Raw genomic sequence first — 13,499 nt, 5'->3', positions numbered from 1 at the left:
CCCCATGTCCACCACACACACGGCCCTGCGCCGCGCCGCCGCCGTCACCGCTCTGACCGCCGCCGGGCTGTTCGCGGCGGCGGGCGTCGCCTCGGCGCACGTCACCGTCCATCCCGAGAGCTACGCCAAGGGAGCCACCGACGGTCTGCTCACCTTCCGCGTCCCGAACGAGGAGGACGGCGCCGCGACCACGAAGGTCCAGGTGTTCCTGCCCACCGACCACCCCGTGCTCGGCGTCCTCGTGTCCCCGAGGGACGGCTGGACCGCGAAGGTCACCACGACCAAGCTGAAGAAGCCGGTCAAGACGGACGACGGCGCCATCACCGACGCGGTCTCCCAGATCACTTGGACCGGCGGGAAGACAACAGCCGGACACTTCGAGGACTTCGACGTCGCCTTCGGTCAACTCCCCGACGACACCGACGGGCTGACCTTCAAGACGCTCCAGACGTACTCCGACGGCAAGACGGTCCGCTGGATCGAGGAGCCCACCCCCGGCGAGGACGAGCCGGAGAACCCGGCGCCCACGCTCAAGCTGACCGCGAAGGCGGCGGGCGCCGGTGCCGGTGACGCCGAGGGGAAGTCCGGCTCGAAGGGCACCGCCGGTACCGGTGCGACGGTCAAGGCGTCGGGCAGCGACTCGACCGCCCGTGGGCTGGGCGTCGCGGGGCTCATTGTCGGCGTACTCGGGCTGGGTGCCGCCGCGTTCGCCCTGCTGCGGGGTCGCTCCGCCAACTCGTCGGCCGTGTAGGCGCGTCCGGTGTCCTGGGGGTGGTCCGGATCACGTCGGGCGGGCTGAGCGTGGGGCGGGGGGTGTTTCCGTATCCCCGTACAGCCTCCCGGACCCCGATGCGAGGATGAGCCCCATGACCGCAGGGTGGTGCTTCCGCACCGTACGGGCCGCGGTGTTCGCGGCCGTGTGCGTGCTGTTCGCCGCCCTGGGGCACGTCCTCGTCTCCGGCACCGGTGTGGAGACTTGGGCGCTCGTGCTCGGCGCGGTGGTGACCGGGGGTGTCGGGTGGTGTCTGGCCGGGCGTGAGCGGGGTCTGCCGCTGATCGTGACGCTGGTGATGGCCGCGCAGACGGGACTGCATACGGCGTTCTCCTATGCGCCGTCGGGGGCTGGAGGAGCGGCTTCCATGGGCGGGGACCACATGGGGTCGGGCCACATGGGGTCCGGCCATATGGGTTCCGTGCACAGGGCGTCCACGCACATGGGGTCCACGCACATGGGGTCCATGCATATGGGCGGAGCCATGGACATGGGGTCGGCGTCCAGGGGGTCACGGTCCATGGGCTCCCCGCACATGAACCACCTGGACGTGCCCCACATGGCCGCCGCCCACATGGCCATGGACCACATGGGTCTGGGGCACACCATCTCCATCGGCACCCTGTTCGCCCTCGCCATGTCCGCCGCCCACCTCCTCGCCGCGTTCCTCACTGGCCTCTGGCTGGCGTACGGCGAGAAGGCCGCTTTCCGTCTCCTGCGGGCCGTCGCCGGATGGCTGGCGAATCCGCTGCGGCTCCTGCTCCGCCTCACGGTCACCCCGGACCACGACCCCGAGACTCGCCGACCGCCCCGCTCCCGCTCCGACCGGGCGCCGCGCCTCCTCCTCGTCCACGCGATCACCACTCGGGGACCTCCACCGGGGACCGCTGTCATCTGAGGACAGCCGGCATCCCGGAACCGCCGTAAGCGGCCCGGGTCCCCGGCCGTACCCCCGCCCGTCCCCACGCGTGACCACGCGACCGTTCCTGGGCGCCGTACGGCCGTTCCCCTTCACCGGACCGCCGCCCCTACGCGCGTACGCGCAGCCGCGGCGCCCCCGGACACGGATCTCCGACAAGGACATCAGGTGATCACTCCCACCCTGCCTGTCTCCCCCTCCCCACGACACCCGCAAGCCCCGCAGCCCTCGCAAACCCCGCACCCTCCGCACGCCCCGCACCCCGCGACCGATCCACCGGCCTCGGACGACGACGCGACCACCGCCTGGGCCCTGGCCGCCCGGGGCGGTGACGCCCACGCCGTGGAGCAGTTCGCGCGTCGTCTCCAGCGTGATGTGCGGCGGTACGTCGCCCATCTGTGCGGCGACCCGCAGGCGGTGGACGATCTGGCGCAGGACACCTTCGTGCGGGCGTTCGGCAGTCTGCACCGGTTCGAGGGTCGTTCGTCGGCGCGTACGTGGCTGCTGGCCATCGCGCGCCGCGCGGTCATCGACAGTTACCGGTACGCCGCCGCGCGGCCACGTCTGTCCGACGCCCCCGACTGGCAGGGCGCCGTCGAACGGGCACAGCCGCGCGACCTGCCCGGTTTCGACGACGGCGTCGCGCTGCTCGACCTGCTGGCCACCCTGCCGGACGAGCGGCGCGAGGCGTTCGTGCTCACCCAGGTCGTCGGGCTGCCCTACGCCGAGGCGGCCCGGCTCGGTGACTGCCCGGTCGGCACGGTCCGCTCCCGGGTGGCCCGCGCCCGGGCGGCCCTGATGGACCTGCTGGAGGATGCGGAGCAGCCGGGCACGCTGTCGGCGGCCTGACCGCGTGTTGTACGAGGGTGCCGGACCCACCACCGAACGGCGGCTCCGGCATCCTCGCCCCACATGTGCTCGCCACACACACCTGTGGTCCCCGCACACCCCCGAGTCGCCGGGCGCGAACCACGGCCGCGCGTCACCATGGTCTGGACGGCGGCGCGGCCGGACGCCGCGCCGGGCAGTGGAGTACCCGAGGACTCGGAGGACACCGTGGCCGCTCATCCCGACCAGAAGCCTCGGATCGTCGTGGGCGTGGACGGTTCGGAGTCGTCCAAGCGGGCGCTGCGCTGGGCCCTGAGGCAGGCGGAGACGACGGGCAGCACGCTGGAGGCGGTGACGGCCTGGGAGTTCCCGCAGATGTACGGCTCGCTCGGCTGGATGCCGCCCACGGGCGCGGAGTCCGACTTCCAGCGGGTGGCGGGGGAGATCGTCGCCGAGGCGCTGGAGGAGGTGGCGGGACCGGAGCCCGAGGTGGAGATCGTGACGAAAGTCGCCTACGGCACCCCGGCCGGTGTCCTGCTGGACGCGGCCGACGGCGCCTCCCTCCTGGTCGTGGGCAACCGCGGTCACGGCGGCTTCACCGGCGCTCTCCTCGGCTCGGTCAGCCAGCACTGCACCCAGCACGCCACCTGCCCGGTCGTCATCGTCCGTCCCACCACGAAGGTGCCCGACGCGTCCCCGGCACCCTCCGCCTCCGACGCACCCGGCGCGGGGAGTTGAGCGAACGTCCCCTCACCCCTCCTCCTCCACCGCCAGCACACACGTCTCCCCCGGAGCGATCGTCACCGACCGGCCCGCCAGCATCACCCGGATCGGGGACTGCTCCGACTCCGGTACGGCCAGCTCCAGTTGACCGGGGCGGCGGCGGAGGGTGATGCCCCAGTGGCCGCGGTAGTGGAGGGAGAAGCTGTAGGAGGAGAGGGCGGGCAGCGGGACGGGGTCCAGCCAGAGGGCGTCCTCGCGGGTTTCCAGTCCCGTCAGACCGCGTTGGACCAGCGCGAGGGTGCCGGCCATGGCGCCCAGGTGGATGCCCTCGCCGGTCGTGCCGCCCTGGATGTCGGCGATGTCGGCCTCCAGGGCGTCGCGGACGTACCGCCAGGCGTCGGCGCGGCGGGCGCGGGCCAGGACGAGACCGTGGACGAGTTCACTGAGGGTGGAGCCGTGGCTGGTGCGGGCGAGGTAGTAGTCGACGGTGCGGTGCCAGAGGTCGTCGTCCAGGTCGTGGCCCAGGCGCCGGAAGAGGGAGCGTAGTTCGGCGGGGGAGAAGAGGTGGCCGAGCATGAGGACGTCGGCCTGTTTGGACGCCTTGTAGCGGTTGACGGTGTCGCCCTCCGCCTCCAGGATGCGGTCGAGTCGGCGGATGCCGCCGTAGCGCTCGCGGTAGCCGTCCCAGTCCAGTTCGGCGAGGGCGTCGTAGCCCGCGAACTGGCTGATCACGCCCGCGTGGAACGGGATGTGGAGGCGGCGGGAGATCTCGTCCCACGCGGGCAGTTCGGCGGGGTCCAGTCGGGCGCGTTCGAAGAGGTCCGCGCGGCGCCATGACGGCAGGTGACGCAGGAGACCGAGGGTGCGGGCGAGGACCCAGGCGGCGGTCACGTTGGTGTACGTGTTGTCGTCCAGCCCCGGCCGGTCCGCGTCCGGGTAGGCGTCGTGGTACTCGTCCGGGCCCACCACCCCGCGCAGGCGGTACGCCCCCAACTCCGCGTCGTACACCGCGCGGTCCGCCCAGAAGCGGGCGATGTGGAGCAGCATCTCGGCGCCCTTGGTGTGCAGGTACTCCGTGTCGCCGGTCGCCTCGCAGTAGTTGACGATGTTGTACGCGATGGCCGAGCCCACATGGTGCTGGAGACGGGAGTGGTCCGGGAGCCAGCGTCCCGAGCGGGGGTTGAGATGCCGGCGCTGGGTCTCCTCGCGGCCGTCGCTGCCGCTCTGCCAGGGGTACATCGCCCCGGTGTGGCCCGCGGCGGCGGCCTCGCGGCAGGCGCGGGGGAGGCGCCGGTGGCGGTAGTCGAGGAGAGCGCGGGAGACGTCGGGGAAGTGCAGGGTCAGATAGGGCAGGACGAAGAGTTCGTCCCAGAAGACGTGGCCGCGGTACGCCTCGCCGTGCAGACCGCGGGCGGGCACGCCCACGTCCAGGTCGGCGGTGTGCGGGGACAGGGTCTGGAGCACGTGGAAGAGGTGCAGGCGCAGGATGCGGCCCGCCTCGCCCGGCACCTGGATGTCGGCGCGCCGCCACAGCCGTTCCCATGCCGCTGTGTGGGACTCCAGGAGGTCGGGGTACGGCGCGGCTGTGGTCGCCCGGTCCAGCGCCGCGCCGAGGGGATCGCTGATCGCGGAGTCCCGGGAGGTGTGCAGGGCGACCGTCTTGTCCACGGTGACGGGCCGACCGGAGATGACCGGCACGACCAGACGGTGGACGGCGCGATGGCGGCCCGGACGCAGCTCCGACGACACCGGGGCGCGAGCCGCGTCGACGGTGGTGCGGGCGGCCAGGGCGACCGCGATGTCGGACGCGCTCGTCCGGCAGTGGAGCCAGACCGTGTCCGGCTCCCGCGCTCCCGTGCGGAGGTGGGCCACATGATGGCGGTCGAGGGTGCCGTAGCGGTGCACATTGCCGTTGACCACCTCGCCGTCGAGGCAGCTCTCGATCTCGATCTCGCCGGACCAGCCCTCGGGCGTGAACACCGTGTGCAGCGCGGCGGTATGGGGGTCCTCCATGTGGACCAGGCGGGTCTGTTCGACGTTCAGCGTATGGCCCGCACCCATGTGGTGGGAGAACGTCCGGGTGAGCGTGCCGCGGCGCAGGTCCAGGACATGGGTGTGGTCCGCCACCGTGTGCGGACCGGGGGTGAACCACGGTCCCCACGCCCCCTCCGCCGGGCGCAGCCGGAATCTCAGGAGCAGCCAGTTCGGCAGATTGACCATGTCCTCGTTGACCACATGGCGGCCCGCCACAGTCGATTCGAGACGGTTGTAGCAGCCGGCCACATAGGTCCCCGGGTAGTGCACCCCGTCGGCCCGGCACTCGGCCAGCGCCCCACGTGTGGCGAAGTACCCGTTGCCCAGCGTGCACAGCGACTCGCGCAGTTGCTCGGCGGCGGGGTCGTACCCCGTCCACTCCCATGTCCAGTCCGACATCCGGCGGGCACCTTCCCTGACGTCCGGTCCCCGAGGTGTGGGTTCGCCTGATCGCCGCCCTCTCCGCAGAATGGTGCCTGTATCCAACCTGCCACGCGGGGCACACCGTCGCACGGGCGGAGGACCCGCCTCCGCGAGGTGGGCGCACCGCATCCGGGAGGCACCATGCACCACCGAACGGTCGAGGAGCTCATGAGCCGGGACGTCGTCCGGGCCGGCCGCGACACGCCGTTCAAGGAACTCGTGCGGCTCCTGACGGAGAACGACGTCACCGCCGTGCCCGTGGTCGACGAGCTGGACCGGCCCCTGGGCGTGGTGTCCGAGGCCGACCTGCTGCGCAAGAGCGCGGAACAGGCCGATCCCTCCGGCCGGACGCCTCCGCCGCACCTGGAGGCGTGGGAGCGGGCCAAGGCCGAGGGCGCCCTCGCCGAGGAGCTGATGTCGGCGCCCGCCGTGTGCGCCCGCCCCGAGTGGAACGTGGTCGAGGCCGCCCGGCTCATGGAGGCGCGCGACGTCAAACGGCTGCCCGTGGTGGACGAGGCCGACCGCCTCGTCGGCATCGTCAGCCGCGCCGATCTGCTGCGGGTCTTCCTGCGCCGCGACGAGGCCATCCGCGAGGAGATCACCCGCGACGTCCTCGACCGCACCCTGGGCTTCGACCCGAGGGATGTCACGGCCGAGGTCCACGAGGGGCGCGTCGTCCTCCTCGGCACCGTGGCGGACGCGAGCCTGATCCCCGTCGTGGAACAGCTCTGCCGCGGCGTCGACGGCGTCGTCGCGGTCGACTCCCGGCTCACCGGCGGTACGGACGGCGCCCGGCGCTCTCCCGAGGCGTACTGAGCCGTACTGAGCCGTAGTGAGACGTGCTGAGGCGTGCTGAGTCGTACCCGCACCGGCACGACCGGGGCCGAACGTCCCACCCGCCCGAGCCGAACCGCCCTCGCGGCCCGGCGGACGCCCGTGCCACCGTGGAGACGGTTCCGACACAGCACCCGCACGAAAGGCGGTGGCCGCCATGACCCTCCCCCTCGTCGTGGGAGTCGACGGCTCGGACTCGTCCCTGCGCGCCGTCGACTGGGCCGTGGACGAGGCCGCGCGCCACGGTCTCCCGCTGAAGCTGCTCTACGGCTCCCTCTGGGAGCGCTACGAGGGAGGCATGCCCTCGCTGAGCGGGGACCGTCCCTCCGAACAGGTGCTGGCCGAGCACATCGTGGGCTCGGCCGCCGAGCGCGCCGAACGCCGCGACCCCGACGTGAAGGTGACCACCGAGATCCTGCCGCAGGAGGGCGCGGACGCCCTGGTGCGGGCGGGCGACGACGCCTTCGCGTTGGTGACGGGTGCGCGCGGCCGGGGCCCGTTCACGACCATGCTCCTCGGTTCCGTCGGACTCGCCGTCGCGGCCCGGGCGTCCTGCCCGGTGATCGTGGTCCGGGGCGACCGCGCGGGTCTCGCGGGCGAGCACGAGCGCATCCTGCTCGGCCTCGGCGAAGCCGACACCGGCACCCGCGCCTTGGAGTTCGCCTACCGGGAGGCCGAGACGCGCGGCTGCGGCCTGGACGTCGTACGAGCCTGGCGGCGACCCGTCCACGACAGGTCGGGCGCCGGATACGAGGAACGCGCCGCCGCGCTGCTCGCCGCCTCCGTCGAGGCGCCGTCCGCCGAGTTCCCGCGCGTCCGCACCTACCCGGCTGTGGTCGAGGGGCCCGCTGCGAAGGTGCTCGTGGACCGCTCGGCCGCCGCCGACCTCGTGATCGTCGGCGCCCGGCACCGCACGGACCGCTTCGGACTCCAGCTCGGCCGGGTCGCCCACGCCCTGCTGCACCACGCCGAGTGCCCGGTGGCGGTCGTACCGGAGCGGTCGTAGGCACCGGGCCCACAGGACCTCTTCGGCGGCCACCCCGCTCTCCCACCCCGCCTCACACGATGTCGAGCACATCCGCCACCGGACGCCGGGGACTCGCCGCCCCCTCCGGGCCGTAGCCGATGCGCAGCACCATCTGGACCTGGGACATGGCGGAGAGCGGGTCGCGGGTCGCCCAGCGGAGTTCCGGCCACTCCAGGGGCTGGGAGGTGACCGAGGCGACCAGGCCGTCGGCGGTGGCGCGCAGCAGGACCCGTTCCAGCGCCTGTCCGGCGCGGAGCCAGTCGGCGGGGTCGTCGTGGGCGGTGCCCAGCAACGCGATGTTCGGGCGCTCCTCGAACGACGCCCACGGGCGGTCCGGCATCGGGCGCCCCACGGCGAAGTCACGGATGGAGGAGGTGGCGCGGCGCGGGCGCGGTCCGAACGCCTCGGCGGGGATGCCGTCCGGCGCGTCCCCCGGGTCCGTGTGCGCCCACCGGGCCATCTCCTCCCGCGCCCCCGCGTCCATCAACTCCCGTTCCTCGGCGTCCCGTACGAGGTCCAGGACCGAGCGCACGTGCCAGGTGCCCGGGAACAGCAACTGCGCCCCCTCGGCGCGAGCCGCCGCGTACAGACCCTCCCGTACGTCGGCGGGGATCTCCTGGTCGTGGTAGGGCAGGCGGCTGGAGTGCCGACGGCGCACGGCGGGGTGCAGCTCTGCGAGCGCCGGGTCGGGGGTCCCGGTGCCGCGCAGGCGCACCTCGGCGAGGAGGTCGGCGTCGGACGGGTCCGGGAGCAGCCGCACGTCCGGTGCGAGCCCGGCAGCGGCGGCGGACACGCGCAGGTTGAACAGGGCGGCGCCGCAGCCCAGATGCAGCCCCCGGTTCTGCGGATCGCCGTGCGGCAGGACGCGCTCGGGGTCGGCGTAGAGCCGCAGAACGCCGGATCCGCGCAGATGACGGAACCGCCAGGGCTGCGCGTTGTGCAGTGACGGGGCCGCCGTGGCGTCCGCCACGAGGGCGGTGACGGTCCGCTCGTCGACGGTTTCCTCGGACACGGTGACCTTCCTTCCCGGTTGTCGGCGCCCGGTCCGCCGCTCGCGCCGACGCCCGGTGCGTGTGTCAGGCCGCCGCGGCCGGTACGGCGATGACCGGGCACTGCGCGCGGCGCAGTACGCCCTGGCTGACCGAGCCCAGCAGCGCGCCCGCGACACTGCCGTGCCCCCGGGTGCCCACGACCAGCGCCAGCGCGTGCGCGGCGGCCTCGGTGAGCACCTTGACGGGCTCCCCGACGACGAGTTCGTGGCGCAGCACCACGTCGGGGTACCGGGCACCGCGCCCGGCCACGATCTCGGAGAGCATCCGGCGGCACTCCTGCCGCGAGCCGTGCTCGTCGAAGACGCGGAGCGTGGTGGGCTGCCAGACGAACAGGACGTGCAGCTCGGCGCCGCGCAGGGCCGCCTCCTCGAACGCCACGTCGACCGCGACGGCGGACTGCTCGCTGCCGTCGATCCCCACGACGAGGTACGCCGGGACCTGCGTGACGTGCTCCGGCTCGGGCACGACCACCACGGGGCAGTGCGCCTGGGCCATGAGCGGCACGGCGACCGACTCGTTGCCGAACACCTCCTGGGCCCGGCTCAGATGGCGCGAGCCCAGGACGACAGCCGTGGCGTCGCGGCTCTGCTCGCCGAGCACCCACACGGGCTCGCCCTCCGCGAGCAGCGCGTCCACCTCCAGGCGGGGGTGGTGGGCCGTCGCGAACCCGGCGGCGTCCTGCAGGACCCGTTCGCCCTCCTCGTGCAGCGGGTCGTTCCACCCCTCCCAGGACGGCGGGACCTTCCGCTCCCGGTCGCCCCGGGTCGGGGTGCCCTCGGCGAGTACGGGACGCAACGGCACATGGCGCCGGGCCGCCTCGTCCGCCGCCCAGGCCAGCGCCATGCGGTGATCGGGGGAGGGATCGACCCCGACCACGACCGGCCGCGGGTCACCGGGCCGCGACACGACCGGCTCCGGGTCCGGGAGCGGGTCCGGGAGCGGTCCGCCCCGGTGGCTTCCGTTCCATGTCGTCGGACCGGGCTAGAACGGGGTTCGCGTGTACGGGGCTCGTGTGTACGGGCATGGCGTGAACCGGGCTCGCGTGCACGGGGTTCGCGTGTACGGACATCGCCCTCGCCTCCTCCTCCGGGGTGGCGCGCAGGGCCACCGCGCGTGTCGACAGCCGCCGACGCCATCGTCCCTTCCTTCAGTGTGCCGGGCCACACGGGGAGGAAAAGGGACCTGAGGTACCCCGGGTATGGGCTGTTCGGCCCCAGTGACGGCGGGAGGCGCACGCTGGACTTGAGGGACGACTGGAGAGACCGGCGGCCGAGCTACGAGGCGAGGAGACCCGGCGATGGACACAAGCGCCGACACGGGAGCCGGTCACCGGCCGTCCGGTGCCGTGGACCTCCCGGTCACCGTCGGCGTCGACGGCTCCGAGCCGAGCCTGACCGCACTGGACTGGGCCGCCGACGAGGCCGCCCTGCGCGGGACCGCCCTCCGGATCGTGCACGCCTGCTGGTGGGAGCCGCACGCGGACACCGCCGAGGAGGGCACTGCCGTCGTCGCCGCGGCCGAGCGCCGCGCCCGCCGTCGGCAGCCGGGCGTGCGGGTCGGCGTCGGTCTCGCCCTGGAGACACCGGAGTACGCGCTCGTACGCGAGAGCCGGAGCGCCCTCGCGCTGGTCCTGGGCTGCCGGGGCCGGGGCGCCGTGGCCGAGACGCTGCTCGGCTCCGTCAGCGCCATGGTGGCGTGCCGCACCCACTGCCCGGTGATCGTCGTGCGCGGAGCACATGTGCGTGGACCACATGTGCGTGGGCCACAGGGGGAGCCGCCCGCACCCGGCCGCGTCGTCGTGGGGGTCGCCGAGCCGCCGGAGGGCTCGACCGCCGCCGTCCGGTTCGCCGTCGAGGCGGCCCTGCTGCGGGGTGTCCCCCTGGAAGCCGTACGGTCCTGGCACCGCCCCCGGCACGCGCCCGCCGCACACCCCCTGCTCGCCGGAACGCCCGCCCACGCCCAGGAACAGCAGGCGGCGGAGACGCTGGAGGCAGCGCTGCGCGACGCACCGGAGAACCTGTGGATACGCCGCCGTGCGGTCGAGGGGCCGGCCCGGGACACCCTGCTCGCCGCCGCCCGTGACGCCGCGTTGCTGGTGGTCGGCACAGGTAGCGCGGGCGCACATGGGGGCGACGACCACCTCGGGCGGGTCACCCATGGGGTGCTGCACCATGCGCGGTGCCCGGTCGCCGTCGTACCGGAGCCGGGCTGACCGCATGCACGACGGCATGCACGACCGCATGCACGACGGCGCGGGTGAGCGCTGCCCCGGCCGCTCAGCCCGCCGACCGGGCGACGTCGGCGCTCAGCGCGGACCGCAGCCACTCGTGCACGGCGCCGAGGGTCGGGTCCGGGGACGGGGTGAGGACGCCGGTCAGTTCCCAGTACCGGTCGATCATCGGGTCGGCGGCGCGGGTCAGCAGGGTGTCGAGGCGGCGGCGGAAGGCGGGGGTGTCCGGCAGATCGCGCGCGGTGGCGTGGGCGGTGACGAAGCAGTCCAGAGCCTGCCCCCGGTCGGGGGTACGGCCGGTGCGCAGGTCGGCGGCGGCCAGGTTGTAGGCGTCGAAGAGTCCGTCGTAGAGCACATCGGGACGGCAGTCCGCGTCGGTGCGGTGGCGGGCGGGGCGGCGCGGGTCGCCCGCCGGACAGGGGGCGGTGGCGATGGCGTGCAGCCGGGCGAAGGCAAGCACCTGCGCGGGCGTCGGATCGACCGGTGGCCGGGGGACCGCGTGGTCGAGGATCACCGAGCGCAGCCGGGACGACAGCCGGGCGGGCAGCGCCCCGCGCCAGAAGCGCGCGAGCGCAGCGGTACTGGGCGGCGCGGACACCGCCCCGACCAACCGGAGCCGCTCGGCGCGCTCCTCGGCCGGACAGTCCCGGACGAGCTGGAGGGCAGCTTCCCGCCACCTCAACGCCGCCATCTCCGAGCCGAGTTCGCGCAGACGGGCGTCAAGGGCGTTCTCCAGGGACCCGGTCAGCCCGTCGCCCTCGTCGAGCACCCGGCCCACCTCCGGAACCGGCAGACCGAGCGCGCGCAGTGAGCGGATCAGCCGCAGCCGGTCCAGCGCCTCGGGACCGTAACGCCGATGACCGCCGCCGCTGCGGGACGCCTCGGGCAGCAGGCCGAGATCGGAGTAGAAGCGGACCGTCTTCACGGTGACACCCGCGCGCTCCGCCAGCTCGCCGATGCTCAACAAGCCTTCAGGGGACATGCCTTGAATCTCCCTCAGGGGGAGTTCCTACGGTACCCGCGAGCGCGGTCAGCCGATGTGCCCCTCCGGTACGGCAGTCCGCGCGGACCACCACCCCACAGGGAGACGATCATGACGGCGTTCGTACTGGTCTCCGGCCCCTTCACCGGTGCCTGGATCTGGCGGGAGACCGCCGCACGGCTGCGCGAGGCAGGGGCGCACACGCATCCGCTGTCCCTCACCGGTCTGGGCGAGAACCGTGAACTGGCCGGACCAGGAGTCGACTTGGAGACGCACATCGAGGACGTCGTACGGCTGATCGACGGCCTCGACGCGTCCGAGCTGGTCCTCGTCGGCCACGACTACGCCATCCATCCGGTGCTCGGCGCCGCCGACCGGCGCCCCGGACGGATCTCCCGCGTCGTGCACCTCGACGCCGGGATGCCGCAGGACGGTGACACGGCGCTCGCCCTCGTACCCGACCAGGAGACGCGCGAACGGCTGCTCGCCGAGCCCGGCGGGAGCGTCCCGGTGCCGAAGCCGGGCGACTGGGACCGCTGGGGCAGCACGGCCGGGCTGTCCGCGAGCGCGCTGGACCGACTGGACCGGTACGCCGCGCCGCAGCCGTCCGGCACCCTTCTCCAGCCGCTGCGGCTCACCGGGGCGTCGGCCGAGCTGCCCAGCACCGGGATCTTCTGCACCGCCTCCGGGATGACCATCGCCATGGCCGAGACCCTCGTCCGCACCGGACCACCGCAGTTCCGCGCCCTCGCCGACCCCCGGGTCACCTTCTTCGAACTCCCCACCGGACACTGGCCGATGCTCTCCACCCCCGGCCAACTGGCCGACGTACTGCTGCGCGCGTCCGCCGGTGAGGGGCACCGGATCACCGTCGACACCGACGAACAGCCGCCGCATCTACGGCCGTTCGTGCTCGACGTGCCCGAGCGACCGCGTGAGCGCACGGGTCGGGTCGACCTCTGCCTGCCCGACGCCCCGCCCGACGCGGACGTGGACGTGGACGCGGACACGCCCCGGCCCGCCGTCGTCTTCGTCCACGGCGGCCCGGTCCCCGCCGCCCAGCGGCCCACCCCGCGCGACTGGCCGCTCTACACCGGCCACGCCCGGTACGCGGCGAGCCAGGGCGTGGTCGGCGTGACCGTGGACCACGGTCTGCACGCGCTGACCGACTACGCGCGGGCCGCCGCCGACCTCGCCGCCGCCGTCGACCTGGTCCGGGCGCATCCCCGGGTGGACGCCGACCGGATCGCCCTGTGGTTCTTCTCGGGCGGCGGACTTCTCATGAGCGACTGGCTCGCCGCGCCGCCGCCCTGGCTGCGCTGCGTCGCCGCGAGCTACCCGGTGCTCGCGCCGCTGCCCGGCTGGAACGCGGTCGACGCGCGCTTCCGTCCCGTCACGGCCGTCCGCTCGGCCGGGGAGCTTCCGGTCGTCCTCACCCGGGTGGGCCAGGAGTACGAACCGATCGCGGACACGGTGGCGGCGTTCCTCTCCGCCGCGCGCGACGCGGACACCCTTGTCGTCACGGTCGACGTCCCCTCGGGGCAGCACGGCTTCGACGTGGCCGACCCCACGGACGAGTCCCGGCGCGCGGTGGTCTCCGCCCACCGCCAGGTGCTGAGCCTTCTGACGGCCTGAGCCCAGCCCCGTTCCCCTGCGCCGCCCCCGCGACGGTCCG

Annotated in this window: 12 protein-coding genes; 8 read left to right on the top strand and 4 right to left on the bottom strand. The window is 73.8% G+C overall.

Features of this window, described 5'->3' with window-relative positions; translation table 11 throughout:
• The first annotated feature begins 4 nt into the window (after positions 1-4).
• From IF655_RS06365 to IF655_RS06350, 4 genes are all read left to right on the top strand, one after another.
• Positions 5-751, top strand: coding sequence for a YcnI family protein (locus IF655_RS06365; RefSeq protein ID WP_199582792.1), 747 nt, complete (start codon positions 5-7; stop codon positions 749-751).
• Between the two features lie 115 nt (positions 752-866).
• Complete coding sequence (locus IF655_RS06360; RefSeq protein ID WP_199582790.1) at positions 867-1,670, top strand: hypothetical protein; 804 nt, start codon at positions 867-869, stop codon at positions 1,668-1,670.
• 189 nt (positions 1,671-1,859) lie between these two features.
• A complete protein-coding gene (locus IF655_RS06355; protein WP_307814867.1) occupies positions 1,860-2,540 on the top strand; it encodes a sigma-70 family RNA polymerase sigma factor in 681 nt (226 codons plus the stop codon).
• A gap of 207 nt (positions 2,541-2,747) precedes the next feature.
• On the top strand, positions 2,748-3,257 hold the full coding sequence (locus IF655_RS06350) for a universal stress protein (protein ID WP_307814866.1): 510 nt from the start codon (positions 2,748-2,750) through the stop codon (positions 3,255-3,257).
• 12 nt (positions 3,258-3,269) lie between these two features.
• Here the strand turns inward: IF655_RS06350 and IF655_RS06345 are convergent, their stop codons facing one another.
• Positions 3,270-5,675 carry a glycoside hydrolase family 65 protein gene (locus tag IF655_RS06345; RefSeq protein WP_199582786.1) on the bottom strand — a complete coding sequence of 802 codons (2,406 nt, stop codon included), beginning with the start codon at positions 5,673-5,675 and terminating at the stop codon, positions 3,270-3,272.
• A 165-nt stretch (positions 5,676-5,840) separates the two neighbouring features.
• On the opposite strand from IF655_RS06345, the gene IF655_RS06340 reads away from it, so the two are divergent.
• The gene (locus IF655_RS06340; protein ID WP_199582784.1) at positions 5,841-6,515 is read left to right on the top strand and encodes a CBS domain-containing protein; all 675 of its coding nucleotides are present in this window, start codon (positions 5,841-5,843) and stop codon (positions 6,513-6,515) included.
• Between the two features lie 175 nt (positions 6,516-6,690).
• Positions 6,691-7,539 carry a universal stress protein gene (locus IF655_RS06335; protein ID WP_199582782.1) on the top strand — a complete coding sequence of 283 codons (849 nt, stop codon included), beginning with the start codon at positions 6,691-6,693 and terminating at the stop codon, positions 7,537-7,539.
• 52 nt (positions 7,540-7,591) lie between these two features.
• On the opposite strand, the gene IF655_RS06330 is transcribed toward IF655_RS06335, so the two are convergent.
• Positions 7,592-8,572, bottom strand: a complete 981-nt coding sequence (locus IF655_RS06330) for a nitroreductase (RefSeq protein ID WP_199582780.1) — start codon at positions 8,570-8,572, stop codon at positions 7,592-7,594.
• A gap of 64 nt (positions 8,573-8,636) precedes the next feature.
• Entirely contained in the window at positions 8,637-9,518 is an 882-nt protein-coding gene (locus IF655_RS06325) for a universal stress protein (RefSeq protein WP_199582778.1), read from the bottom strand.
• Between the two features lie 391 nt (positions 9,519-9,909).
• Here IF655_RS06325 and IF655_RS06320 point away from each other — a divergent pair, with 391 nt between their 5' ends.
• Positions 9,910-10,824, top strand: a complete 915-nt coding sequence (locus tag IF655_RS06320) for a universal stress protein (RefSeq protein WP_199582775.1) — start codon at positions 9,910-9,912, stop codon at positions 10,822-10,824.
• A 64-nt stretch (positions 10,825-10,888) separates the two neighbouring features.
• Here the strand turns inward: IF655_RS06320 and IF655_RS06315 are convergent, their stop codons facing one another.
• Positions 10,889-11,824 carry a MerR family transcriptional regulator gene (locus tag IF655_RS06315; protein WP_199582773.1) on the bottom strand — a complete coding sequence of 312 codons (936 nt, stop codon included), beginning with the start codon at positions 11,822-11,824 and terminating at the stop codon, positions 10,889-10,891.
• Between the two features lie 111 nt (positions 11,825-11,935).
• On the opposite strand from IF655_RS06315, the gene IF655_RS06310 reads away from it, so the two are divergent.
• On the top strand, positions 11,936-13,459 hold the full coding sequence (locus tag IF655_RS06310) for an alpha/beta fold hydrolase (RefSeq protein ID WP_199582771.1): 1,524 nt from the start codon (positions 11,936-11,938) through the stop codon (positions 13,457-13,459).
• The last annotated feature ends 40 nt before the right edge of the window (positions 13,460-13,499 follow it).

The organism is Streptomyces sp. DSM 110735, from assembly GCF_016482685.1.
Lineage (GTDB): Bacteria > Actinomycetota > Actinomycetes > Streptomycetales > Streptomycetaceae > Streptomyces.
Note: the sequence above shows the minus strand (reverse complement) of the source record. Positions and strands in the feature narration are given on the sequence as shown.

What these genes read in the sequence shown, in the direction of transcription:
- IF655_RS06365 (WP_199582792.1), top strand. Translation starts at nt 5, where the DNA reads ATGTCCACCACACACACGGCCCTGCGCCGCGCCGCCGCCGTCACCGCT.
- IF655_RS06360 (WP_199582790.1), top strand. Translation starts at nt 867, where the DNA reads ATGACCGCAGGGTGGTGCTTCCGCACCGTACGGGCCGCGGTGTTCGCG.
- IF655_RS06345 (WP_199582786.1), bottom strand. Translation starts at nt 5,675, where the DNA reads ATGTCGGACTGGACATGGGAGTGGACGGGGTACGACCCCGCCGCCGAG.
- IF655_RS06340 (WP_199582784.1), top strand. Translation starts at nt 5,841, where the DNA reads ATGCACCACCGAACGGTCGAGGAGCTCATGAGCCGGGACGTCGTCCGG.
- IF655_RS06335 (WP_199582782.1), top strand. Translation starts at nt 6,691, where the DNA reads ATGACCCTCCCCCTCGTCGTGGGAGTCGACGGCTCGGACTCGTCCCTG.
- IF655_RS06320 (WP_199582775.1), top strand. Translation starts at nt 9,910, where the DNA reads ATGGACACAAGCGCCGACACGGGAGCCGGTCACCGGCCGTCCGGTGCC.
- IF655_RS06315 (WP_199582773.1), bottom strand. Translation starts at nt 11,824, where the DNA reads ATGTCCCCTGAAGGCTTGTTGAGCATCGGCGAGCTGGCGGAGCGCGCG.
- IF655_RS06310 (WP_199582771.1), top strand. Translation starts at nt 11,936, where the DNA reads ATGACGGCGTTCGTACTGGTCTCCGGCCCCTTCACCGGTGCCTGGATC.